The sequence below is a fragment of the Gemmatimonadales bacterium genome, assembly GCA_036265815.1.
Lineage (GTDB): Bacteria > Gemmatimonadota > Gemmatimonadetes > Gemmatimonadales > GWC2-71-9 > CAVVWJ01.
In genome coordinates, this window is sequence record DATAOI010000021.1 from 26,937 (window position 1) to 50,617 (window position 23,681).

At 68.6% G+C, this 23,681-nt stretch carries 27 protein-coding genes; 14 read left to right on the top strand and 13 right to left on the bottom strand.

What is annotated here, in order from left to right; translation table 11 throughout:
* Positions 1-242: 242 nt before the first annotated feature.
* Both VHR41_03080 and VHR41_03085 read left to right on the top strand, forming a co-directional pair.
* Positions 243-587: a hypothetical protein gene (locus tag VHR41_03080; protein HEX3233154.1), complete on the top strand. Its 345-nt coding sequence runs from the start codon at positions 243-245 to the stop codon at positions 585-587.
* Between the two features lie 202 nt (positions 588-789).
* Positions 790-1,608, top strand: coding sequence for a heme-binding protein (locus VHR41_03085; protein HEX3233155.1), 819 nt, complete (start codon positions 790-792; stop codon positions 1,606-1,608).
* Positions 1,609-1,719: 111 nt separating this feature from the next.
* Here the strand turns inward: VHR41_03085 and VHR41_03090 are convergent, their stop codons facing one another.
* From VHR41_03090 to VHR41_03100, 3 genes are all read right to left on the bottom strand, one after another.
* Positions 1,720-2,829, bottom strand: a complete 1,110-nt coding sequence (locus VHR41_03090) for a hypothetical protein (GenBank protein ID HEX3233156.1) — start codon at positions 2,827-2,829, stop codon at positions 1,720-1,722.
* 145 nt (positions 2,830-2,974) lie between these two features.
* Positions 2,975-4,357, bottom strand: coding sequence for an amino acid permease (locus VHR41_03095; protein HEX3233157.1), 1,383 nt, complete (start codon positions 4,355-4,357; stop codon positions 2,975-2,977).
* Positions 4,333-4,917: a TIGR00730 family Rossman fold protein gene (locus VHR41_03100; protein ID HEX3233158.1), complete on the bottom strand. Its 585-nt coding sequence runs from the start codon at positions 4,915-4,917 to the stop codon at positions 4,333-4,335. The genes VHR41_03095 and VHR41_03100 overlap by 25 nt, the downstream gene beginning before the upstream one ends.
* A gap of 107 nt (positions 4,918-5,024) precedes the next feature.
* Here VHR41_03100 and VHR41_03105 point away from each other — a divergent pair, with 107 nt between their 5' ends.
* A complete protein-coding gene (locus VHR41_03105; GenBank protein ID HEX3233159.1) occupies positions 5,025-5,459 on the top strand; it encodes a hypothetical protein in 435 nt (144 codons plus the stop codon).
* Positions 5,460-5,495: 36 nt separating this feature from the next.
* Here the strand turns inward: VHR41_03105 and VHR41_03110 are convergent, their stop codons facing one another.
* Both VHR41_03110 and VHR41_03115 read right to left on the bottom strand, forming a co-directional pair.
* A complete protein-coding gene (locus tag VHR41_03110; GenBank protein ID HEX3233160.1) occupies positions 5,496-6,206 on the bottom strand; it encodes an SDR family oxidoreductase in 711 nt (236 codons plus the stop codon).
* Positions 6,203-7,051 (bottom strand): nucleotidyltransferase domain-containing protein, encoded by an 849-nt coding sequence (locus VHR41_03115; GenBank protein ID HEX3233161.1) that lies wholly within the window; start codon positions 7,049-7,051, stop codon positions 6,203-6,205. Before VHR41_03115 ends, VHR41_03110 begins: the two co-directional genes overlap by 4 nt.
* A 512-nt stretch (positions 7,052-7,563) precedes the next feature.
* On the opposite strand from VHR41_03115, the gene VHR41_03120 reads away from it, so the two are divergent.
* Both VHR41_03120 and VHR41_03125 read left to right on the top strand, forming a co-directional pair.
* Positions 7,564-8,151, top strand: a complete 588-nt coding sequence (locus VHR41_03120; protein ID HEX3233162.1) for a DnaJ domain-containing protein — start codon at positions 7,564-7,566, stop codon at positions 8,149-8,151.
* Positions 8,152-8,530: 379 nt separating this feature from the next.
* Positions 8,531-9,964 (top strand): di-heme oxidoredictase family protein, encoded by a 1,434-nt coding sequence (locus tag VHR41_03125; GenBank protein HEX3233163.1) that lies wholly within the window; start codon positions 8,531-8,533, stop codon positions 9,962-9,964.
* Between the two features lie 21 nt (positions 9,965-9,985).
* Here the strand turns inward: VHR41_03125 and VHR41_03130 are convergent, their stop codons facing one another.
* Positions 9,986-10,441: a GNAT family N-acetyltransferase gene (locus tag VHR41_03130; GenBank protein ID HEX3233164.1), complete on the bottom strand. Its 456-nt coding sequence runs from the start codon at positions 10,439-10,441 to the stop codon at positions 9,986-9,988.
* 32 nt (positions 10,442-10,473) lie between these two features.
* Positions 10,474-11,010, bottom strand: a complete 537-nt coding sequence (locus tag VHR41_03135; protein HEX3233165.1) for a GNAT family N-acetyltransferase — start codon at positions 11,008-11,010, stop codon at positions 10,474-10,476.
* 116 nt (positions 11,011-11,126) lie between these two features.
* On the opposite strand from VHR41_03135, the gene VHR41_03140 reads away from it, so the two are divergent.
* Both VHR41_03140 and VHR41_03145 read left to right on the top strand, forming a co-directional pair.
* Positions 11,127-11,576: a DoxX family protein gene (locus VHR41_03140; GenBank protein HEX3233166.1), complete on the top strand. Its 450-nt coding sequence runs from the start codon at positions 11,127-11,129 to the stop codon at positions 11,574-11,576.
* A gap of 6 nt (positions 11,577-11,582) precedes the next feature.
* Positions 11,583-12,293 (top strand): phosphatase PAP2 family protein, encoded by a 711-nt coding sequence (locus VHR41_03145; GenBank protein HEX3233167.1) that lies wholly within the window; start codon positions 11,583-11,585, stop codon positions 12,291-12,293.
* A 3-nt stretch (positions 12,294-12,296) separates the two neighbouring features.
* Here VHR41_03145 and VHR41_03150 read toward each other — a convergent pair whose 3' ends face one another.
* From VHR41_03150 to VHR41_03160, 3 genes are all read right to left on the bottom strand, one after another.
* Positions 12,297-12,974: an OmpA family protein gene (locus tag VHR41_03150; GenBank protein ID HEX3233168.1), complete on the bottom strand. Its 678-nt coding sequence runs from the start codon at positions 12,972-12,974 to the stop codon at positions 12,297-12,299.
* A 103-nt stretch (positions 12,975-13,077) separates the two neighbouring features.
* Positions 13,078-13,500, bottom strand: a complete 423-nt coding sequence (locus VHR41_03155) for a nuclear transport factor 2 family protein (GenBank protein HEX3233169.1) — start codon at positions 13,498-13,500, stop codon at positions 13,078-13,080.
* A gap of 68 nt (positions 13,501-13,568) precedes the next feature.
* Complete coding sequence (locus VHR41_03160; GenBank protein HEX3233170.1) at positions 13,569-15,518, bottom strand: von Willebrand factor type A domain-containing protein; 1,950 nt, start codon at positions 15,516-15,518, stop codon at positions 13,569-13,571.
* Between the two features lie 269 nt (positions 15,519-15,787).
* Between VHR41_03160 and VHR41_03165 the strand changes: the two genes are divergently transcribed.
* The 7 genes from VHR41_03165 (at position 15,788) to VHR41_03195 (ending at position 20,911) form a co-directional block, all read left to right on the top strand.
* Positions 15,788-16,063 (top strand): helix-hairpin-helix domain-containing protein, encoded by a 276-nt coding sequence (locus tag VHR41_03165; protein HEX3233171.1) that lies wholly within the window; start codon positions 15,788-15,790, stop codon positions 16,061-16,063.
* A 72-nt stretch (positions 16,064-16,135) separates the two neighbouring features.
* Positions 16,136-16,594 (top strand): hypothetical protein, encoded by a 459-nt coding sequence (locus VHR41_03170; protein ID HEX3233172.1) that lies wholly within the window; start codon positions 16,136-16,138, stop codon positions 16,592-16,594.
* Positions 16,595-16,811: 217 nt separating this feature from the next.
* Entirely contained in the window at positions 16,812-17,123 is a 312-nt protein-coding gene (locus VHR41_03175) for a hypothetical protein (GenBank protein HEX3233173.1), read from the top strand.
* Between the two features lie 70 nt (positions 17,124-17,193).
* Positions 17,194-17,982 carry a hypothetical protein gene (locus VHR41_03180; GenBank protein ID HEX3233174.1) on the top strand — a complete coding sequence of 263 codons (789 nt, stop codon included), beginning with the start codon at positions 17,194-17,196 and terminating at the stop codon, positions 17,980-17,982.
* Between the two features lie 24 nt (positions 17,983-18,006).
* On the top strand, positions 18,007-18,414 hold the full coding sequence (locus VHR41_03185) for a hypothetical protein (protein HEX3233175.1): 408 nt from the start codon (positions 18,007-18,009) through the stop codon (positions 18,412-18,414).
* Positions 18,415-18,501: 87 nt separating this feature from the next.
* A complete protein-coding gene (locus VHR41_03190; protein ID HEX3233176.1) occupies positions 18,502-19,902 on the top strand; it encodes an aldehyde dehydrogenase family protein in 1,401 nt (466 codons plus the stop codon).
* Positions 19,903-19,927: 25 nt separating this feature from the next.
* The gene (locus VHR41_03195; protein ID HEX3233177.1) at positions 19,928-20,911 is read left to right on the top strand and encodes a M55 family metallopeptidase; all 984 of its coding nucleotides are present in this window, start codon (positions 19,928-19,930) and stop codon (positions 20,909-20,911) included.
* Positions 20,912-20,960: 49 nt separating this feature from the next.
* Here VHR41_03195 and VHR41_03200 read toward each other — a convergent pair whose 3' ends face one another.
* The 3 genes from VHR41_03200 to VHR41_03210 all read right to left on the bottom strand — a co-directional run bounded on the left by VHR41_03200 (position 20,961) and on the right by VHR41_03210 (position 23,647).
* Positions 20,961-21,677 (bottom strand): DUF4397 domain-containing protein, encoded by a 717-nt coding sequence (locus VHR41_03200; protein HEX3233178.1) that lies wholly within the window; start codon positions 21,675-21,677, stop codon positions 20,961-20,963.
* Between the two features lie 96 nt (positions 21,678-21,773).
* On the bottom strand, positions 21,774-22,316 hold the full coding sequence (locus tag VHR41_03205) for an N-acetyltransferase (GenBank protein ID HEX3233179.1): 543 nt from the start codon (positions 22,314-22,316) through the stop codon (positions 21,774-21,776).
* Positions 22,316-23,647 carry a dicarboxylate/amino acid:cation symporter gene (locus VHR41_03210; GenBank protein HEX3233180.1) on the bottom strand — a complete coding sequence of 444 codons (1,332 nt, stop codon included), beginning with the start codon at positions 23,645-23,647 and terminating at the stop codon, positions 22,316-22,318. The genes VHR41_03205 and VHR41_03210 overlap by 1 nt, the downstream gene beginning before the upstream one ends.
* Positions 23,648-23,681 lie beyond the last annotated feature (34 nt).

The following is a 23,681-nucleotide window of genomic DNA, read 5'->3' on the forward strand; positions in this document are numbered from 1 at the left end:
CACCTGAAAGGAAGGGTCTGATTTGCCGCTCTGGAGACGTCTGACATCCCGCGATCTGCATCCTCAGCTGCTCACCGGGCGCAACGCGCAGCCGGGCGATGCCGGTGGGCCACATCGGCGCCCCACTCGAAACGCCAGGATCCTGCCAGAGGATCCGCGGTACTCGGCGAGCCTGCCCATGCTAGCCAAACCGGTTGGACAACTTAAGTTATACCTACCCCACCAGGTGAGGCGTCCGAGCGATGGAGGAACTCGCACCGCAAACTTACTGCCAGCGTGCTTCGCTCGAGCTCGCGGCCCTCATCCGGCATCAGCGCCGGCCGCGCGGCCGGCTCCGGCGCGACTCTACCCTGCTGCGCCGGTTCATCGCGGAAGTGCTGGGGACCGAGAACCCGGTGGCGGACCTGCAGGAGGGTCCGTGGCAGGTGACCACCAAGCCACTCAAGAAGCCCGGCCGAGGAGGCCTGGGGTTCATCCCCCAGGTGCAACGTGGCGAGACCGTGATCATGGTCAACACGCCGCGCGAGGCGGAGGAGCTCGCCGCCTTCCTCAACCTGTGCGCGATGGAGGAGTTCAGCAGCCACTGAAGGCGCCCGCCCAGACCCACGCTTGACCTGACATCTGCTAGTTCCTACGTTGGTGGCTTGCCTGGTCATCTTTGTTCCGCCTAGCTCCGCCGCTCGCCGCGGGACATATAGACCAGTGCAGGCCTGACCGCCGTACCAGCCCTACGTCACCAAGTGTTTTTCCCCGCAGCACCGGTCCCTTCTCGTAGAAAGGGAGACAGCGATGCATAGTCCGTGTGCGATCCGCCGCAGCGCGGCCATGGCGATCATGGCGGCGAGTCTGAGTTTCGGTCTTACGGCCTGCAGCGACGACAACAACAACGATGGAGGGGTGGGGCCGTCCGGCAGTGCTAATCTGCCGACCCAGGCGCAGTTGCTCACGGCGCTGCAGACGGCGCAGGACACGACGGACCCCAACGGCGGCTTCAATCTCAACATGTGGGCCACCGTGGTGGACCGGAGCGGCATCGTGCGCGCGGTCGCGTTTACCGGCGCGAAGGAAGGCGACCAGTGGCCTGGCTCGCGGGTCATCTCCGCGCAGAAGGCGAACACGGCGAACGCGTTCAGCTTGCCCGGGCTGGCGCTCTCGACGGCCAATCTCTACTCCGCCACGCAGCCCGGCGGGACCCTGTTCGGTCTGCAGGAGAGCAACCCGGTCGACCCGTCGGTGGCGTATGGCGGCAACGCCGATGACTACGGGACCGACAGCGACTTCATGGTCGGCAAGCGCATCGGCGGGATCAACGTGTTCGGCGGAGGGCTGGCGCTCTACGACTCCAGTGGCGAGCTGATCGGCGCGGTCGGCGTCAGCGGCGACACCTCCTGCGCCGACCACAACATCGCGTGGAAGCTGCGGGACGCGCTGGGCCTCGACTTCGTGCCCGGCGGCGTCAACCCGGTGAGCGGCGACGACAACATCGTCTACGACATCCAGCCCGACGGGACCAGCACCAGCGGCTGGGGCCATCCCGAATGCAGCGCGGCGGCAACCACCGTGGCGAACGGCCTTCCCTCCGCCTTCCCGCTCGGCACAGCGCCCTGACAGGGCCCGCGCCCGAGTGCCGGGCGGGGGAGCGTAGCCGCGGGAGCGTACCGATGGAACAAACCGGGCCGGCGTGAGCCGGCCCGGTTTGCGTCTGGACCAGGCGGAGAACTACCAGCTGACCGAGTACTGGCCGCCCAGCGTGATCAGCATCTCAGAGGCGCGGATGTCGGACGCCGGCTGGGCGTTCGGCCAGGCGCTCCGGTGATTGGTCAGTCCCAGGTTGAGCGCGAAGTTATCGAGCAGGTCCAGCGATGCCGTGAGCCGTTCGACCGCGTCCCGCCGCCGGGAGACCACGGCTCCCGATCCGAACGAGAACGTCTTTTCCGCGGCCAGCGTGACCGGGCTCCGCACTTGGGTGAGGTCGCCGTTCACCGCGACCCGGGTGCTCACCACCTGGAGCGCCTCGCGCCCGTCGGTGTAGATCCCGAGCTGGGAGCTGGCCGTGATCCCCTTGATCATGACGCTGGGGCCCGCGCTGAACTGATAGACCGTTCGGTCGATGAGCAGCGGACTGCTGTGTTCGGGCAGCCACCCGCTGCGTGCGATGCCGGCATGAAAGGCGATCCCGTACCCCAGGGCCTCGCCCCCGTGCTTGAGCACCCGGGAGAGATCGAGATGTCCTCCCTGCTCGTCGGGTCCGATGTAGCCTTGGAGTTGCGCGCTCCAGTTGTGCGCGGCCATGTCGGCCTGCACCGTCCAGACGGTGTTGTTCAGCGCCTCCTTGAAGAGCACGCTCTCCCGCTCACCGGTCACCGCACGGCGGGCGAACATCGTGCTCCAGCCCGCGGCGAGCACCACCTTGCGCCGGTTGCGCTCGAACAACTGGACCGGGAACTCGTGATAGAACTCCCGGCACTGACCGGCCCGGCAGGCCACGATGCGGGCGGGTTTGACCATCCGGTCGAGCAGCCGGCCATGCCAGCGCGCGGCGGACAGGATCCGCGGGAGGGAGTCACCGAAACCGCCGCTCAGCGAGGCCCGGAGCAGCGGCCCAGTGGTCCAGTAGCGGTCCAGTCCGTTGACCGACTCGAGCGCGATGCTGTCCGAGCCGGGACTCTCCACCGTGACCACGGTCTCGAATCCGTTGTGCAAGACGGCCGGCCGCATCCGCAGCCGCACCGGTCGCGGTCCGCCGGCGAGCTGCGTGGTGTTGAGTTGAGCGGTACAGCCGGCCAGCGTGAGTCCGGCAACGGCGATGAGTGTCAGGCGGTGAGGCACCGGCGGATCTCGGAGCTCGGCGACGGGTCGATGATCGCGACCCGCTCTGGGGCCGCGTATCGAGCCGCGGACGATTCTCTTGTCGTGGGAGTTGGTAATGCAGTTTACGGCGCGGGAGCCCTTCTCGCCAGATCGACCCTCGACCTCAGCCAGCCGGCACCCCCGCCGAACGCCGCTTCCAGAACAGGTACACCGGCACCCCCAGTCCGAGCAAGCCGGTGCCGATCAGCGCGTTGGTCGGATTGGCGGCAACCGAGCTCGCAACGACATAGAGTGCCGCCCCGACGAAGAGGCCCGGTGTCCAGGGATATCCCGGCACCCTGAACGCGCGCGGGCCGGCCACCACGCCCTCGGCCCGGTCCCGGGCGCGATAGACGTACAGCCCCGCCACCGTGAGCCCGAAAAAAATCCAGTCGCCGAACGCAACGTAGTCGACCAGCTGGCTGAAGCTGCCGGAGACGGTGAGCACGATTGCCCAGGCCGCCTGGAGCAACAGCGCCGCGGCGGGTGTCCGGTGCACCGGGTGCAGCACGGCGAGCCGCGGCAGGAACGCCCCGTCCGCCGCCATTGTCTGAATCACCCGGGGGGTGACCAGAATGACGAGGTTGAGGAACCCGAAGGTGGACGCCGCGATGCCCGCGGCGATCAGCCTTCCTCCCGCGGGGCCCAGCACCGCCCGCATCGCGTCCGCCGCCGGGGCCGAGCTCCGGGCCAGCGCGGGCAGACCGAGGACGCGCAGGTACACCAGGTTGGCCAGCAGGTAGACGGTGACCACGACGCTCACTCCGGCCACCAGCGCGCGCGGGAGATTCCGTTCCGGCTGGATGATCTCCTCGGCGATGAAGTTGGTCTGCTGCCAGCCGCCGTAGGTGAAGAGAATCGGCACCAGCGCGGCCCCGACGCTCACGATCAGCGCCGGCCAACCCGCCGCCGCCGGGGGAGCGGCGATCGCAGTCGGAGCAGGGTTCGCCAGCAGTCCAGCCGCGATCAGAACGGCCAACGCGCCGAGCTTGAGGAGGGTGAAGATATTCTGGGTGAAGGCGCCCGGCCGGACGCCCCGGTAGTTCACTGCCGTGAGCAGAATGATCGCACCGACGGCCACCGGCGTGGTGAGCCGTTCGGAGAGGCCGGCGAGCGCCAGCGCGTAATTGGCAAAGGTGACCGCGACCGCCGCGATGGCCCCGGTGGCGATGACCAGGAGCAACCCCCAGCCATAGAGAAATGCAGGGAGCGGCCCCCAGGTCTCCCGCAGGTAGACGTATCCCCCGCCCGCCTTGGGGCAGCGCTGCCCCAGCTCACCGTAGCAGAAGGCCCCGATCAGCGCGACGACACCGCCGATGACCCAGGCCGCGAGCGCCAGCCCCGGGGAGCCGACCCGCTCCGCCACGGCAGCCGGCGTGCGGAAGATGCCGCCGCCGATGATGCCACCGACGACGGCCATCGTGCCGGAGAAGAGTCCCAGCCGGCGCGCGTACGAGACCGGGGACGCGGCGCCTACTGCTCTCAGGTCTCCGACGGCTCGACCCATTTGCCCACCCTGGGCGCCTCATAGCTGGCGAACCGGGCGAGCAGCTCGTCGGGCGACCCTGCGGTCACCAGCATCCTGCGATGGGCCGGTGAGACGAAGCCGGTGGCCACCAGGTGATCGAGGAAGCGGACCAGCGGCGCGAAGAACTCCTCGGCCTCGAGCAGCCCGCAGGGCTTGGCGTGGAGACCGAGCTGTGCCCAGGTCCACACCTCGAACAGCTCCTCTAGCGTACCGATCCCTCCGGGGAGTGCCACGAAACCGTCGGCCAGCTCCGCCATGATCGCCTTGCGCTCGTGCATCGACCCGACCACCTGGAGCTCGGTGAGTCCCCGGTGGCCGATCTCCCGGTCCAGCAGCGCTTGCGGGATCACTCCGATGACCACGCCGCCGGCCTCGAGCGCAGCATCCGCCAGCACGCCCATGAGTCCCACCCGGCCGCCGCCGTACACCAACTCGATGCTCCGCCGGGCCAGCGTCTGCCCCAGTTGCACAGCGAGCGAGCGATAGGCAGGAGCGTGGCCCGAATTCGACCCGCAGAAGACGCAGAGACGCCGCATCATGCCCCGTCGGCCTCCGGCCATGCTCGCCACGGGGCGCCGTTGTCATTGCCAGTCAAGCGTTTGCCGAACGTCTGATCGACGGCACGTCGGTTGCCTTGACAAACGACGTGACTCGCCAACCACTCCTTCGCCTGATACCGGCCTCGCTGCTCCTCGCCGTGATCGCCTGCGGCTTCGATCCCGCGGGGGAGAGGCCGATGGATGCGCCCGCCGTGTACCGCCAATGGTGGGCGAAGACGCAGGCCTGCTCCGGCCTGGTGGGCGACTTCGATCGGGTGCGCTGGCAGGTGGTCCCGGGACACAGCTTCTCCTGCTCGAGTGGCAAGTGCGCCGGGCATTGGGAGCCGGACCACGAAATCTTCATCGCCGCCGATTGGACCCAGAACGAGATGGTAGTCCGCCATGAGATGCTGCACGATCTGCTCGACCGCGCCGGGCATCCCGATCCACCGTTCGGCTTCGGCTGCCCGCTCACCTGGGCCACCTGGAGCGGCAGCACGGTGCGCCTGCCCACCGATTCGTCGGCCATCGACATCGATTGAGGAGCGCGGGCCGAGGCGGCAGGTCGTCGCCACGGCTCAGACCGCCCGCACCAGGCCGCCGTCCACCAGCAGACTCTGCCCCGCGATGTAGCTCGCCTCCGAGGAGAGGAGAAACGCGGCGGCGCGCGCCACTTCGTCCGCCGTGCCCGGCCGCCCGGCCGGAATCGTCCCCACCACCTCCGGCGCCACGGCGTAGGTGTCGATCCAGCCTGGCAGGATGTTGTTCATCCGCAGCCCCCCGGAGCCATACCGCTGGGTGTAGAGCTTGGCGAAGCTGCCTAGTGCCGAGCGCAGGGTGGACGAGACCGGAGTGCCCAGGCCCGGCTCCGCGGCGGCGAAGCTGGAAATGTTCACCATCGCTCCACTCCCCTGCGTCAGCATCAGCGGAGTCACCAGCCGCGCCATCCGCACGACAGCCAGAAGCAGCAAGTCGAGCCCGGCGTGCCACTCCTCATCGCTCAGACTCAGCAGGTCGCCCTTGGGCGGATGGCCGGTATTGTTCACCACCGCGTCTACCTGTCCGAATTTGAGGCGTGCCGCCTCGACCACGCGTTCCAGCGCATCCGCATCCGTGACCGAGCCTCGCACCGCGACGCCACCCAGCTCCGCCGCGAGCGCCTCTACCTCCGCCGACCGCGCCAGCAGCGCGAGCCGGTAACCCCGCCGCGCCAGCTCGCGCGCGCAAGCAGCGCCCATGCCGCGGCTCGCGGCGGTGACGATCGCCACCGGCGGGATCGCAGGAGTCATCGATTCTCTCCCGGGTGCGGCAGTCTGGCCTCGACCTCCGCCAGGTAGTCGATGGCGGTGGCCTCCGCCTCGCTGCGCCGGACCAAGGCAGGCCCGGAGCCTCCGGCCAGATGTTGCTGGTAGAGAGCGACAGCCGAGCGCAGGGCCCGACAGCAATCGGCCGGATCGTACGAGGCCACCACCTCGCGCAGCCTCCGGCCGGCTTCGGGAGCCGCCGACTCGAGCCGGCGCACGCCGGTGGGCCGGGCCCCCGCGGCCTCGAGTGCCAGGGGGCCCAGCACGCGGGCCCGGAGGAAGGCGAGCATGTCGAGCGCCTCGAACAGCTCTCCCCGGGCGACCTTCGCGGCCCCATAGTGGATCCAGACCCAGAACCGATCCTCCAGCCACTGCCGGTCAGGAACCGGAAACTCGGCCTGCCCACGGCCCAGGGCCGCGCTGATGCTGCCGTCACGCTCCCAAAGAACTAGCGGATCCTCTACACGGGCGAGCAGGTCATCCGGGGTGATGAACTTGAGATCGACGTGGAGGACCGGAGGTCCGTAGAGGCAGATCAACAGTCGCGGCTCGCCCACGTGATCGCCGGTGAAGCCGGTGAGCAGCGGGCCCAGGGCTCGAGCGAGGCCGAGTCGTTCGGCGAGCTCGAACGGCGGGCCCGCGGGGTCGACCAGTACGAGGAGATCGAGATCGGAATATTGGTCCAGCCCGCCAACGGCAAACGACCCGCCCGCCGCGAGCCCCAGGAGAGATGTCATCTGCCGGCAACGCCCCACCGCCGCGAGCAGAAACTCGCGATGGGGCGCGGGCAGCGCGGGCCAGCGCTCCGGCGGAAGCAGGGAGTCGGCCAACAGGCTCAGACGATCGGGATGCCGGCGTCCATGATTCCTCCGGTGAGCGCGGTAAGCTATCACCCGCCGGAAGGCTTTGCGAGCGGCCGGAAGGAGCGCGGGATCAGCCGGCGACTGACCTGACCGACTCTGGCATAGGGCGAATGCCGGCGCGGCTCGCGAACCTGCCGCACGTAGGGAGATGCGATCGCGAGTGCAAGAGTTGTCGTACCCACCCCGCGCCGCTGCAACATTCTTCCTACAGTCGACGGCAGCTCCACCACCCAGGGTCTGGACGGCCCTCAAATGGCGCATCATGTTAGTCGGATCGTTGGAGTTACCGATCCGACTCGAGCGTGAGATATCCGCGACGGCGCGTACGGCGGCGGCGCAGAATCTGCATAAGTGCCCTCGATCTCCTGGAATAGCAGGCGTCGATCCTCGGCGACGCGCGCAGCTCTCGACATCTGGTCCGGATGCCGATACGACGCTCGTAGCCGTTCGCTCGCCGACACCTTCCCCTGGGTGAGACCATGGTCGAGTCGGAACAGTCGGATCATTACGAGGTTCTACAGGTATCGCCTCGGGCCGATCACGAGACGATCCAGCGGATCTTTCGGCATCTGGCCAAGCGATTTCACCCCGACAATACCGAGAGCGGCGATCCCGAGCGCTTCAAAGGGGTGATGGAGGCGTTCCGGGTGCTCTCTCATCCCAACCTGCGCGCCAAGTACGACGCGGAGTACGAGCAGGTCCGCGAGCTCCGCTGGCGGATCTTCGATCAGGAGACCTCGGTCAGTGACGTGTCCGCCGATCGCCGGATTCGGGACGCGGCACTCACGCTACTCTACACCGCTCGCCGGAACGACCCCGACCGTCCGGGCATCGGTGTGGTGGAGCTCGAGCGCCTCCTCGGCTGCCCGGAGGAGCATATGAAGTTCCACCTCTGGTATCTCAGAGAGAACGGCTGGATCCTGCGCACCGAGAGCGGCGCGTTCGCCATCACGGCCAGCGGAGTGGACCGGGTACTCGAGCTCGGCGGACCCGCGAAGAATGGCGTCCCGTTGCTGCAGGCGGAAAACGGCGGCAACGTTGCGGCACATCGGAACGGGTCCGGCTGAGCCTCCGCCCCGTCCGTCACCTCCGGCGACGAGCTCAGACAGAGATCGGGGTTGATCGTGATCCGATAGCAGCAGAATCTGCAGCACCAGCTTCATTTATCTTCCCGCCTGTATCGCCGCGACACACTTGACAGCCGCGTGCCCCATTCCCATTGTGTGGCCGTCGCGAGCACCTGAAAACGAGATGGCGCCACCTCGGCGTCCGTTCCATCGCGATCGATCGGCTCTCGTCGCAGCCACCCCCACCAGTACTCATCGATACTCGTAGGCACGCCTGACAGGCCGGTCTTTGGTCCTGTCGGAGTGCGCGTCTCCCGCTCAGTGAAGTCCCGAGCGGAGGCATGACGTGCATACCCTGTTCTCCAAGACTGGGGTCTCTATGACGCGTATACCCCTCGTTCTTCTGGCGCTCGGGATCATCGCCTGCTCGGATGACACCAGCGTCATGGCGCCGGATCAACCCGCACTCGCTTCCAACGACACGCTCTCCACTTCCACGCTGGAGCTCTCCTTCGACACCCGCGGCCTCAGCGCCCGCACGGCCCTCTCCGGCGGCGCGGCCACCGTCTTCGACGCCACGGTGGAGGCCTTCTCACTCGCCGCGCCCAACCTCCAGGCACTGAGCCTCGCGCGGCACGAGACCGGCGACGCGGAGTTCGAGGTCGAGTTCGTGCCCTCGCCCGCGGCGGCGAACGCCGGGCTGGGCCCGGTGTTCGACAACGTGTCCTGCGAAGCCTGCCATGAAGGGGATGGACGAGGACGCCCGCCCGCCAGCGGCGAGCCGTTCAGCTCCCTGCTCTTCCGTGCCAGCGTGGCCGGAACCGGCCCGCACAACGGGCCCGTCGCGGTGCCGGGCTTCGGCACTCAGCTCCAGTTGAGGGCGGTGCCTGATTTCACGCCGGAGGTCTATGCCGGTGTCTCCTACACGGACTCGGCCGGCAGTTTCACCGATGGCACCGCCTATCACCTCCAAGTGCCACACTATACGATCTCCAACGGCTACGCGGCGCTGCCGGCTGGCGTGCTGCTCTCGCCACGAGTCGCTCCCTTCGTCTTCGGACTCGGCCTGCTCGAGGCGGTGCCCGAGGCCGACGTGCTCGCGCTCGCCAGCAAGAAGGTGCACACCTTCAAGGTGTCGGGCCGGCCCAACTATGTCTGGGACGAGGTCCTGCAGCGCACGGCGCTGGGACGCTTCGGCTGGAAGGCGAACGTTCCCAACCTGGTGCAGCAGACCGCCGGCGCCTACAACGGCGACATGGGCATCACGTCACCCCTCTTCAGTGCCGAATCCTGCGAAGGGGAATACGCCGGGTGCACGGCGCACCCGCCGGAAGTCGATGACCAGACCGTCCAGGACGTCGCGTTCTATGCCCGCACCCTGGGCGTGCCGGCGCGGCGGAATCTCTCCGAACCACTGACCCGGCAGGGTGAGAGCGAGTTCTACGCGGCGGGGTGCGACGACTGTCACGCGCCGACGCTGCGTACCGGCAGCTTGGCGGGGATTCCGGAAGTCTCGAACCAGGTGATCCATCCCTATACCGACCTCCTGCTCCACGACTTGGGCCCGGCCCTGGCGGACCAACGGCCGGACTTCCAGGCATCGGGCAGCGAGTGGCGGACCCCGCCACTCTGGGGCATCGGACTGGTAGAGACGGTGAACGGGCACACCAACTTCCTGCATGACGGGCGGGCGCGCTCGCTGCTCGAGGCGGTGTTATGGCATGGGGGCGAGGCCGCGGCATCGCAAGATCGGGTGCTCGGCATGTCGGCCCAGCAGCGGGCGGCGCTGCTGGCGTTCCTCGGGTCGCTTTGACCCCCGGGGGACCGAGCCGCCTCACCCCCGCCGCTCCATGAGGTCGTCGCGGACGGCGAAGCCGTGCCGCGCGTACAGGCTCCGGCTCTGTGGCGTGGGCCAGAGGATCACCGCGTCCACCCCCAGGGCGTCGGCCTCCCGCAAGCACTCCGCCAGCAGCGCCGAACCGAGCCCGCTTCCGCGCTGGAGCGGCTGCACGTAGAGGTTGCTGATGTAACCGTGACGCTCGAGCTCCCCCACCGGATTGGGCAGCTTCTCGATGAGCTGGAGCCAGATGCTGCCGACGATCGCCTTGCCCGACTCGGCCACCCAACAGCGCCAGGTCCCGCGCGGGTGGAGACGCTCGCCCATCCAGGCTGTGCAGCGCTCGACGAACGCCGCCTCAGACTCGGCGGCCTCGGCGATGCCGGCCCGGAACTCGTAGCGGAGCCGGGCGAGTGCGGCGGCGTCCGACGACAGCGCCAATCGGACGGACACCTGGGGGTCTCTATCGAGTGAGCTGGGTGGCTTCATACCGTCCGTGACACCGGGGCAACGTCGCCATCGCGCGTGCGGAAGAGCAGGTGCGGCGATCCCGCGTGGAGGAACTCCCGCTCGTACACCAGGCCCACCTTCCGCATCACCCGCTGCGAGGCCGCGTGTTCCGGACGGGTGACCGCCACGATCGTGGCGAGCCCCAGCCGTTCGCGGCCGAGGCTCACGCAGGCGCGAGCCACCTCGGTGGCCAGGCCACGGCCCCAGACCTGGGGTACAAATCCGTAGCCTACCTCCACCTCGTCGACGCCCTCGACGTCCAGATGGCGCAGCACCGCCCGACCCACCATGCCACCGGTCTCCGAGTCTCGGAGCATCCAGAGCCCGAACCCGTACTCGGCCCAGTGCTCCAGGTTCCAGCCGAGGTATGCGGCCGTGCCCTCCCCGTCCCGCACGCCTCCCAGGTGCGCCATGAACCGGGGGTCCTGATCCATGCGCCGGAGCTCGGGGAGATGCCCGTCGGTGAGGCGCTCGGCCCGGAGGCGGGCCGTCGAAAACGTGTCCAGCGTCATCGGAGCTCCCTACCTTTGCCCCAGCCGCACAGCTCGTCTCTCTCGTGACCCCGGTCACCGCTGCTCACCCGAGGGGGGCCTATCCTCCCCGTTTGTACCCGCTGGAGGGAAGCACCATGACCGACACGTACACACCGCCGAGACCGGTTGTCGGCCACCGTCTGCGCCATCACACGCCGGCGCGCCGGTGGGCACCCGCGCTGCACGCCCTGCTGCGCATTGGGGCCGGACTGCTCTTCATGGAACATGGCCTGCAGAAGCTGTTCGGTCTCTTCGGGGGTATGGGACCCACGGGCGGCACCGCGCCGTTGGTTTCCTTGATGGGGCTGGCCGGCGTGCTCGAGTCCGGCGGCGGACTCCTTCTGGTATTGGGACTCTTCACCCGTCCAGTGGCTGTCCTGGTACTGCTCGAGATGCTCTTCGCCTTCGTGACGGTCCACCTGCCCAGGGGCGGTGCGCCGATCCAGAACGGCGGCGAGCTCGCGCTCCTCTACGCTCTGATCTTCGCCTTCCTTGCCGGCAACGGCGCGGGCCCGGCGAGCCTCGATTCCCGGAGGCACGACTAGCGGCCCGTGCCCGCCTTCCTCACATCGTGGCGCCATCGGCGTGAGCGGCTGGGGGGCTGGCTCCGAACGCTGGCCTGGTACTGGATCGCCATCGTGTCCGCCTCGCTGCTCGGACTCTCCCTCTTCGCCTGGGTGGGCAGTGAGGTGGTCGAGCAGGAGACGAGGGGCTTCGACGAAGCCGTACGCACCTGGGTGCTGGCCCATCAGATTCCGCAGGTTTCGGCGGTGTTTCGGGTGATCACCATCGTCGGCTCGGCCAACGCACTGACCTGGTTGGCGGTGGCCATGGCGGTGTGGCTGTGGAACAGCCGCGGGCGGCATATCGCCGCCGTCGTTGCGAGCGCTCCGGCCGTGGCCAGTGCGCTGTTCGTCGGAGTCAAAGACCTCGTTCATCGCATCCGGCCACCGGGGGCGGTACCTCTGCACCTGGTCTCCTATTCGTTCCCCAGCGGACACGCCACGGCCTCAACCGCCGTGCTCATCACCTTGTCCTACCTCCTGGCCCGTGAGGGACTCCTGTCCCATCGAGCGGCCCTGCTGATCGGCTGGCTCGGACCACTGCTCGTCGGACTGAGCCGGATCTACCTGGACGTCCACTGGACCACGGACGTGCTGGGCGGCTGGGGATTGGGTTTGGTGGTCGCCGGGCTGAGCGCGAGCGCCTACGAGCACCTGCGTGCCCGGATTGCGCGGGCGAGTCTGCATCCGACGCTGTGAAGCTCAGCGCGTTCCTGCCTTCCGCCTGGCTTCCTCGCGGAGCTTCTCGCTGGCGTAGATCGCCACCTCGACCCGGCGGTTCTGGCTGCGGCCCGCGTCGTTGGCATTGCTCGCGATCGGCTCCTCTTCACCCAACCCGCCGGTCCCGATCCGGGAGCGCTCGACGCCTTGGGCCACCAGATACTCCGCTGCCGCGTCGGCGCGCCGGACCGAGAGTCGCTTGTTGTACTCGTCCGTGCCCACGCTGTCGGTATGGCCCAGGATCAGCAGGTCGGAGCCGGGGTACTTTTCCAGGCTCTGGGCCAGTGCCCGGAGGTTGCTTCGGGCGGCAGGCTTCACCACGTCGGAGTCGAAGTCGTAGAGCAGCCCGGACTCGAAGGTGACCTGGATGCCCTCGCCCACCCGCTCGACCGTCGCGCCGGGGATGTTCTGTTTGAGCTCGTGGGCCTGTCGGTCCATCTGGTCGCCGATGATGGCACCGGCGGCACCCCCGACGGCGGCCCCGATGATGGCACCCTTGGCGGTGGAGCCGGAAACCTTGCCGATCACGCCCCCGATCACGGCTCCGCCGGCGGCGCCGATCACCAGGCCTCGCTGAGCGTTGCGAGCGCATCCCTGGAGTGCGCTCGAGCCGACGGCGGCGAGCATGAGGACGAGGACATGGCGGCGGATGCGGAGCACGGCGCACCTCACGGCAGGGGTTGGAGTTGCACGGGGTATCCGATCAACTCTATCCCCCTGCCCTGATTCCTTCCGTGAGCGGGCTCTCACCCGGCTCCCGGCGCTAGTCGCCGGCAGATACCCGGTCACGCCCGAAGGGATCACCCGCAATCGCCTCGGTGTGCAGAGCGCAGACCCAACGGCCCTCTCGACGCACCCAGGTGGACGAGTCCGCCGCGTTCAGCGTCACCGGCTTGCCGTCCACGGTCAGCTCCTCGTGGACGCTATACGCCAGGACGGCAACATCGTCGGTCAGCAGACGCACCTGCGCGTCGTGCTTCAGCTCGAAGCGATGCAGGGTATAGGACGCGGCGCTCAGCATGCCACCGAGCCGTTTACGATCGATGCGCCCGACCCCCTGCGCCCCGGTGATGATGCAGGGGTCGTCGCTCAGGCGCATCGCGGCGTTCGCGTCCTTGTTCTTGATCGCCTCCCAGTATTGCTTCTCCAGGTCCAGCAGCTCGGATTCGATCGTATTGGTTGCCATATGGGCCTCCTCATGGTCCCCGAAAGCTGAGCGCGGCCCAGAGGATGGTCAACACCACCGCGAGCCGTCTACTCCACCTCGCCGGGGCCAGATGCCGCGCCGCCCTCGCCCGCCAGGGTCCGCGCCGTCTCCACCATCCCGATGAACTCCCCGCGGTACCCCTGCTCGTCCTCTCCTCGCGCGCCCCGGGCCAGCGACAGCACCTGCTCCCAGCTTGCCTGCCCGCGGTGCTCCGACTCCCGCAGCAGCATGGCGAACTCGGCCACCGCCGAGGCGAAGCGCATGTCCTCCGACGCCGCGCCGGTCCGATCGGTGACGGGCACTTCCAGCAGTTTGCTGCTTGAACCCCTGGGATCCTTGTAGCGTAGGCGCACCGTGAGCAGCTCCGAGCTGTGCCGGGCACCCGGCCGTAGGGAGACCTGCTGGTAGGTCAGGCTGTCGTCGTCCAGCGCCACCTCGCGGGCGCCCACCGGCACCACCTCGTACAGCGCGGTGACCGAGTGGCCCGAGCCCAGTTCGCCGGCGTCCTTCTTGTCGTCCTTGAAGTCCTCCTTCGCGAGGAGCCGGTTCTCATAGCCCAGGAGCCGGTAGGACTGCACCCGTGCCGGGTTGAGCTCGACCTGGATCTTCACGTCCTTGGCGACGGTGAAGAGCGTCCCGCCGAACTCCTGCACGAAGACCTTCTGCGCCTCGCGGAAGCTGTCGATGTATGCGTAATGGCCGTTTCCCTTGTCGGCCAGCTGCTCCATCTTCGAGTCCTTGAGGTTGCCGGTGCCGAAGCCGAGCACGGTGAGGAAGGTGCCTTCCTCCCGCCGCTGCTCGATCAGGCGCACCATCTCCGCGTCGCTGCTTGCCCCGACGTTGAAATCGCCATCGGTGGCCAGGATGACGCGGTTGTTGCCCTCCGGGTCCAAGTGCTCGCGCGCCACGTCGTAGGCCAGCCGGATCCCCGCGCCGCCCGCCGTCGAGCCGCCCGCCTGGAGCTGGTCGATCGCTCCCAGGATCGTTGCCTTATCCGACCCGCTGGTGGACGGCAGCACCAGGCCCGCAGCGCCGGCGTACACCACGATCGCCACGTGGTCCTCGGGCCGCAGCTCATGCACCAGCGTCCGGAACGCCTGCTGGACCAGCGGCAGCTTGTCGGGCGAGTTCATCGAGCCGGAGACGTCGATCAGGAAGACCAGGTTGCTCGGCGGCAGGTCGCGGGTGGGCAGACGCCGGGACTGGAGGCCGATGCGGACCAGCCGATGGTCTGTGGCCCATGGACAGGGCGCCACCTCGGTCGAGACCGCGAACGGGTGCTCGCCACTCCGGTCGGGGTACCGGTAGGGGAAGTAGTTGACCAGCTCCTCCAGCCGCACCGCGTCCTTGGGCGGCAGCGTGCCCTGGCTCAGGAACCGGCGCACGTTGCTGTAGGAGGCGGCGTCGACGTCGATGGAGAAGGTGGAGAGCGGATTCGTGGCCGCTCCGAGGAAGCGGTTCTCGTTGACCAGGTTGTACGCCTCGGTGTTGGACGGCTCGGCCGGGCTGGGCCATCTGGCCGCCCCAACGTACCCGAGCGCGGCGGTCCCTCGGCGCATCACCTGGTCCGTGTTCCTGAGGGCCTCGCTCCGGGGTATGGGAGTGGGTTCGGCGGCCTTTTCCTGGGCCAGCTGTTTCCGCATTGGACCCGGCGCGAGGGTGAAGTTGAGTGTCAGTGTCCGTCCGGCCCTGACCGTGCCGCCGCTTTCGGCCGGTGCGTAGCCGGTGCGCGAGGCCCGCACGGTTACCGGGCCGGCAGGCACCGCAGGCACCAGGTAGACACCAGCGCTGTCCGTGAGCGCCGAGAGAGCTGTGCTGACGACCTGCACCTCGGCGTGAATCAGCGGCGCGCCCCGGGCGTCGCGCACCGATCCGGTGATACGTCCGGTCGTCGGGGCCGTCCGGACGGGGGCTGCCCCGGCGGCGGCGAGCGTCAGACACAGAACGGCGACCAGGCCCGGCGTCCGCCGGGCGAGCGACCAGGGTGCGGCTCGCATCGAATCCTCCAACATCTGTGGGTTGTCGCGTGAGACGGCGGCGATTCTGCCGCGGAGCACAGGCGGGAGATGCGCGAGGGGTGTTTTATGCACACGGCAGGCTGCGGGGCTCTGGCCGGCTGCCCCTGAGCCCTCTCGACCGGCGTGGAAGCGACGTGCATCTTTGGTGGTGAGCCGATTCGTGGGGCTTGTTCCCCGCAACCTCGTCTGGCGGGCGTCGAGCGGCAGGCCGAGGTGTTTCCCTCAGGCGGACACGCGCAGGAGATCTGGTGACAGCACGAAGAGATGAGCTCCAGACGCTGCCCGGGATCGGCCCGAGCTTGGCGGCTGATCTACGAGCGCTTGGAGTTCGACGGGTCGCTGATCTGAAGCGGCGCGACCCCGAGCGCCTCTACGCCCAGCTGAATCGTCTGCGCGGCACGCGCCAGGATCCGTGCGTCCTGTACGCGTTTCGCTGCGCCTTCTACTCGGCACGCACGAAACGGCCGAAGGCCGAGCTGCTGAAGTGGTGGAACTGGAAAGATCGTGCGGTGCGCGCGACGTAGCCCGCCGGCCGTCTCGCGTGACCCGCGGCCCCCTCCATGGTCCCTTCATCAGGTACCCGGCGGAGCGCTGGGATGTTGACGCTGAAACAGCTGATGGGCATTGCGGCCCTGGGGGTCACGCTTGCGGCTCGGCTCTCAGCGCAGGCCGCCGAGGCGCCCCGCGCGCTGTCGGCGGCTGAGACCGGCTGCGACACGTCCCGGGCAGCGGCGATCGACTCGATCTTCGAGTTTGACGCGGTAGATGAGCCGGTCCAAGCCGAGCGCCTGCCGATCGAAGACATGCCGTTGCGCGTGCGGGAGGTCCTGAATGGTCGCTCGGTGTTTCGGTTCATCGTCGAGCCGACGGGCCGGATCGAGCGGTGCAGCATCGAGCTGGTGGAGGAGAGCGCGCCAGCATGGACCGACGCGGTGCTCAAGGAGCTCCGGCAGGCGCGCTACCGTGCCGCGCGGCGAGGGGGCGTGAAGGTGCGGCAACGGGTCTACCAGATCTTTACCTATACTCAGGACGGACGGTTCCTTCACGGTCGGTAGGGACCTGGTAACAGATGCCGGGGTCACCGCCCGGCGAAACGCAGATGGTGGCTATGTCGTAGTAGCACCGCCAGGTCGGAGCTGGATTCGTCCGATGGCCCATTTCTCATAGGATGTCCCATGGGGCTCGACTCCGGGCCACCGCAGGTCGCCACCATTCACAACATCATCAAGGGTTGACGCCCGAGCGCGTCGCCCGTGTCGACAGGATCTCGCCATGACTCTCAAACCCGCTATCTGGTACCCGGTCGCCGTCGGGCTGAGCGGCATCAATCTGGTCGCAGTCGGCTTCGCGGCCGGAGGGTGGCATGGCACGACGCACGCGGCACTTGCCTTGGGCTTCGGGCTCTGGGCCCAGCACCTGCGCCGGGCTCCCGCCGCGAGCGAGCTCCCGCCCGGGCTCGACACCATCGAACTCGAGGTAAGCCGGCTGCGGCAGGAGCTGGGTGAGACGCAGGAGCGCCTCGACTTCGCCGAACGAGTGCTGGCGCAGGAGTCCGAAGCCCGCCGAGTGGAGCCGCAGCGCTGAGCACTCGACCAGGCTGGTGGCCAGGTGCATCTTTGGTGACACCCCGCCATACACCGTCTGGAGAGTTGCCATGGCTGACGACCCCCGTCCGACGTCCGCGATCGACATCGCTACCAAGGGCATCACCGTCGTGTCGCTGGCCCTCGGGGTGTTCGCGACGTGGAAGGCGCTGCCCGCTGATGCGGAAATCAAGCGGCTGCAGGCCGAGGCCACGCGCCTGGACCTCGCGATCAAGCAGGCCGACGCCGACCTCAAGGGCCTCGAGTCGAGCCGCAAGGTCACCCTCGAGCTGTACCAGGAAGTGAAGAACGTGATCGAGAAGAAAGGCAAGGATCCGAGAGAAGAGGACGCCGTCCGAGTGCTGGTCGAATCGCTGGCGGACGATCCGTTTCGGTACAAGCTGCTCAAGGTGATCGCGATCGGCGCCAAGGACACTCTCGTCAAGCAGGAGGCCGCGGCTACCTCGGCGTTCTATGAGGACGAGGCTGCCGTCCCGACCCAGGTCCTGCCGGCCAACGCCGACGAACCGCGCACGGCGGCCGCGGGGCTCGGCGGGTACAACGTGGACTTCTTCTTCTGTGAGCGGAAGCGGGCCACCAGCGAGCCAATCGCCCGCGCGGCCTTGAACATCAAGGGCAAGGGGGACACCGGACGCTGGCGGGTACGACTGCTGCCCGAGAGCATCAACCAGCAGCCGGGGTACGGCATCGCCGGAAACGAGATTCGGTTCACCCCGCCGGACGAGCGACCGGCCGCCGAGGCACTGGCCGCGGCGCTGTCCAAGTCGAACGTGCAGGCTCGGCTGAGAGAGACGTTGTATCCTACCCCGCATTACATCAGCGCGTTCGTATGCCAGTAGCTGGCCTCTAATCGGGAGGGCACCATGGGTCAGTTCGCGTGGGTGGAGCAGGTAGCGGCCCTGAGCGCCATGCTGTCGACCCTCGAAACCCAGGCCGGACAGGGGACGCTAGGTGCGACAGGACTGGAGGAGCTCAAGAGCGGATTGGATGACCTGCGGCTCCGGGCCTGGGGTCTTCTCACCGCCTCCAGCTCGGATGATCCACAAGGGTTCCAGGAGCGGTTTCGCACCCGCCGGGGCATCGAGATGTGTCGTGCCCTCAGCACCGACGTGCGGACCGGAAAGCTGAGCGGGCGCCGGGCCGAGCTGCCGGGGCTGGGTGACGCCGCCGGGGAGCTGGCGACGGCGGTGAAGGCCGTGACGCGGAAAACGCCGGAGGGAAAGCCTGCGAAGCGCACCCCTCCCAAGCGGCGGGACAAGGGCGCGGGGTGAGATGAAGCAGGCGCTCGCCGGCCTCCAATCCGCCCTTGAGCGCCGGTACGAGATCGAGCTTCCCTACGAGGCCGCCCGGAGCAGAGTGTGGCCCGCGCAGTGAGGACCGCGGCGCCAACCCTGGCGATCCGAAGCCCCTACTCGGGCGAGCTGGTTGGTCACGCCCCGCTGGCCGGCCCCGGCGAGGTGGCCGCCGCCATCGATGCCGCCGTGGCGGCCGCGCCCGCGGCGCAGGCTCTGCCGTCCCACGCGCGCGCTTCGGCGCTCGACCGCATCCACGGGGGTGTGGCCGGGCGCCGGGACGAGCTCGCCCGTCTGCTGGCCCGGGAGGCGGGCAAGCCACTCGCGCTGGCACGCATGGAGATCGACCGCGCGGTTTTCGTGTTCCAGCAGGGTGCGGAGGAGGCCAAGCGGATGGGCGGCGAGGTGATCCCCATGGACCTGCTGCCGCACGGCGAGCGGCGTTGGGGCCTCACCCGACGGTTCCCGCTCTCGCCCATCTCCGCGATCATCCCGTTCAACTTCCCCGTGCTCCTCGCCGCCCACAAGCTGGCGCCCGCGATGGCGTGCGGCGCCGCCATGATCCTCAAGCCGCCGCCGCAGGACCCGCTCGCCACCCTGCTGCTGGGCGAGATCATCCGGGAGAGCGGCTACCCGCCTGGCGCCGCCGCCGTCCTGCTCTGCACCAACGAAGACTCGGCAGCGCTCATCGACGATCCCCGGGTGCGGATGATCAGCTTCACCGGCTCGGCCCGGGTCGGCTGGGAGGTGCGCCGGCGAGCTCCGACCAAGCGGGTGACGCTCGAGCTCGGCGGCAACGCCGCCGTGATCGTCGAGCCGGACGCGGACCTGGAGCACGCGGTGCGGCGCTGCGTGGCCGGCGGGTATCTCTATGCGGGGCAGTCCTGCATCTCGACCCAGCGGATCCTGGTGCACCAGTCGATTTACCAGCGGTTCGCCGAGCGCTTCGTGACGGCGGTCGGCGCACTCCGGACCGGAGACCCGTTGGCGGAGACGACCGACGTCGGGCCGATGATCGACCAGGCGAGTGCCGAGCGCGCGGCGACGTGGATCGCCGAGGCGGCGGCGGCCGGAGCCCGGGTCGCGGTCGGTGGCGGACGGACGGGGGCCACGCTCCAGCCGACGGTGCTGCTCGACAGCACCAGCGCCATGCGAGTCAACTGCGAAGAGATCTTTGCCCCGGTCACCACGCTTCGCCCGTACCCCGACTTCGACCACGCCATCGCGACGGTCAACGACTCGCAGTACGGGCTGCAGGCCGGGCTCTTCACCAACGACATGCGGCGGATCCTGCGGGCATTCGAGCGAATCGAAGTGGGCGCCCTGGTGGTGAACGACGTGCCCGGCTTCCGGGTGGACCACGCGCCGTACGGCGGGGTGAAGGCGTCGGGACAGGGGCGCGAGGGCGTCCGCTACGCGATCGAGGAGATGACCGAGCTCAGACTGCTCGTGGTCGGTGACGTGTGAGTTTCCCATCCTCCCGGGAGGGGTGATGCGATTAACGACGGTGCTCAGTCTGCTCTGCCTGGCCTCGGTGCTCCACGCGCAGGCCCCCACCCCGCCCTCATCGGCGGCGTTTCGGGACAAGCACATACCCTACGAGCCGGGCTTCCGGGTCTTCATCGTTCCCGACATGGAGGGGATGGGGAGCGTGGTGAACATCCACGAAGTGATCGCCGGCAACGAGGCCCCACGGTACAAGGATCTGACGGGTCCGGACTACTGGGATCACTTCCGCGTGCTGCTCACCCAGGAGGTCAACGCCACGATCCGCGGCGCTCGTCTGGCCGGGGCGCGAAGCTTCGTGGTGAATGAGGGGCACGGGGGCAACCTGTTCGCCAACGTGCTGCCGTGGGAGGTCGACAGTAGCGCCATCCTGGTGCGCGGCTTCCCCAAGCCGCTGGTCATGGTCACCGGCATCGACAGCAGCTTCGGCACGCTGATGTTCACCGGCGCGCACGCCAACGCCGGCAGCCCGGGCGTTCTGGCGCACAACTTCGCCTTCGACAGCTTCACGGTGAACGGGAAGTCGCTGAACGAGGTGGGCATCAACGCGCTGATCGCGGGGGAGATGGGGGTCTCCGTCTCCCTGGTGAGCGGAGACGATGTGCTGATCGAGGAGACCAAGGGCATGGTGCCCGACGGCTTCGTGGCGATCGTGACCAAGTACGCCGTGGGACACAGCGCAGCCATCACCTACAGTCCCGCCCGGGTGCGGCGGATGCTGCGTGACGGTGCCGCCGAAGCGGTCCGCCGGGAACGGCGCGGCGAATTCAAGCCGTTCACCATGGATCGGCCATACCGGGTCGAGTTCACCCTCCGCCGGAGTTATCCCGACAGTACGGTGCAGGGGGTGGCGGCGCTCTCGGAGTTCAAGCTCGAGCGGACCGGCGACCGGACCTTTCGCTACCTCACCGACAGCGCCCGCCAGATGGGTTACCTGCTCGACGCCATCGAAGAGACGGTGCTTCGATAAGACGGTTGCTGCTCACCGGGCGCTCGCGTTCCGCGGATCCGCGGCGGCGCTAGCGCTCCTGTACGACCACCGCCGCGATGCCACCGGCGGGGTCATCCGTGAGCACGACGGTGGCCGCCTGGTCGGCCGCCAGCGTCACCGGGTCCACGATCAGCAGCGTATCCTGAGGCTCCGCGGGCGGCACACCGCCGACACGCGCCTCGGTGGCGACCAGTACCTGCCAATCGCCAGGATCACTCTGCACGTAGCCGCTCATGGTGCGATAGTCGAACGGGAACGCCAGGTCGATGATTCCGTCGAAGTCCGGCTGGCGGCGGTACACGTCGATCGGCCCCGCGAGCCGCGCCAGATTGGCCACCTGCAGCTTGCTCTTGCCGGCAGCGGGAACCGCTCCGGTATCGGTCACCACAATGGGATTCAGCACCGAGGACGAATCGATCACCACGGCCGTGTACTGGGAGTCCGCGGCGACGGCGAGGTGAAGCGTTGTCGGGCTCGGGCTTCCCCCCGAGGGCCTGACCTCGACGGTACGTTGGCCGGTCGAGATCGGGATGGCGGAAGAGACCGTTCCCGCGTCCAGTCCGGATGCGACGACGCTGCCGTCCACCAGCACGTCCAGCGCTGTGGTGCTCTGGGATGCCTGGATGACGCGGAGGGTGCCAGTGAGGTCGCCGGGACCGGTGCCGTCGCTGTCACTGTCGCTGCATGCGAGCGCGGCAACAAGGGCCGCGCCGATCAGCAGACGAACCTGTGCGATGTTGCGCATGCATTCCTCAAGGGCCAGGGGACAGCACCAGTATACCACCGTGGCGTCCCTCCAGCGTGACCTGGGGCGTTTCGGCCGGCAGCCGAGGACGGGCCGTCACGGCGACGGCACCAGCAGCTGGTACATCACCAGATTGTCGTACGCTTCTCCCTCTGGACCGATGCTGTATCCGGGAATCAGCCCCACCTCTTTGTATCCGAGCCCGCGGTAGAACCGCTCGGCGCGATCGCCGCGGCGAGTATTAAGCAGGAGCAGCGGGCGGCCGAGCTGCCGCGCGGTCTCGTGCAGGGCCTTCATCAGGCTCCCGCCGATCCCCCGCCCTCGCCACGCCGCCGCGACCATCAGCTTCTGCACCTCGGCCCGGTGCCGGCCATTGGGCCACGAGGAGAGCGCGAGCTGGCCTGACCCGACGAGCCGGCCCGCCACGGTGGCTGCGAAGAGCATCCGTGAGCCACCCCGGACCTCTGGAGTGAGCGACCGCCAGTAGCGGCGGCCTTCCTCCTGCGTCAGTGGCGGGAGGAACCCAAGCGAGGCTCCGCCGTGCACCGACTCGCGCAGCACGTCCATGAGCTCGGGTAGAAGATTCTCGATGTCAGTGGACGTGATCAGGCGCACGCGCGACGGCACGATCGGCGGCATTATCGCGACGCCTCCGCTCGTGCAGCCAGGCCATCCGTACGGGTTCCTGCTGGCGCGGGGAACGAGCCATCCCAGCGCGCCATCACCACCGTGGCCAGACAGTTCCCCACGACGTTCACCGACGTCCGCGCCATATCCATGAGGGCGTCCACGCCGAGAATCACGGCGACTCCCTCGAGCGGGAGCCCGAATTGCCCGAGCACGCCCGTGAGGACTACCAGAGATGTTCGGGGAACCGCGGCGAGGCCTTTGCTGGTGAGCATCAGCGTGAGCATCATCAGCACCTGACGGGACAGCGGCATGGCAATGCCGGCCGCCTGCGCCACGAAGACCCCGGCCAGCGTGAGGTAGAGCGCGGTGCCGTCCATGTTGAAGGTGTAGCCTGCGGGCAGGACGAACGACACGATGCGCCGCGGAACCCCCAGCTGCTCCATGTTCCGGAAGGCGAGTGGGAGCGCCGCCTCGGACGAGGCGGTGGTGAACGCGATCAGGCAGGGTTCTCTCGTCGCCGCCCAGAAACGGCGGATCGGGACCTTCCACGCAAGCGCGATCGGCACGAGGACCAGGGCCACAAAGGCTAGCAGAGACCCGTAGAGGGTGAGCACCAGGACGCCGAGACGGGCCAGCGCGCCGAGTCCGCTCCGGCCCACGGTCACGGCAACGGCGGCGCCGACGCCGACTGGCGCGAACTGCATCACCATGCCGACGAGGCGGAACATCACCTCGCTCAGGCTCTCGCAGAACGACAGCATGACCTGTCTTTTCGGCCCGGCGACCTGCGCCAGTGCCACCGCGAACGCGACGGCGAACACCACGATCGGCAGGGACTCGTTCCCTGCGGCTGCCTCGAACACGCTCCGAGGCACGCTGTGTTCCAGCACCGCGGCGAAGGTGGGCGCCGCCGCCGTCGGTATGACGGGGCCGGCGGTGCCCGTGCCCAGGCTCACGCCGATGCCCGGCTGCACCAGATTCACTGCCAGCAGCCCCACGGCGAGCGCGAGCGTGGTGACGACCTCGAAATAGAGCAGCGACCGCAGGGCCAGCCGGCCCACCCGCTTGAGGTCGTCGCCGTGCCCGGCGATACCCACGACCAGCGTCGCGAACAGCAGCGGGACGATGGTGGCGGCAACCATCCGGAGGAACAGCGTCGAGAGAATCTGGAGATCGGCGGCGTGGAAGCCGTGGCCCCGCCGCCCGTCGGGGAAGCTGACGCCCAGCCCGAGGCCGATGAGCATGGCGACGATGATGCGCTGGGCCGGCCCGATCCGGGTCGGGCGCGGGACGCGGCTGGCGATCATGGTGGATCCGGTCTCCCGAGGCAGTCGCTTCACGCCGGGTGGGCTCGGCGGACCGGCAAGATCGCGC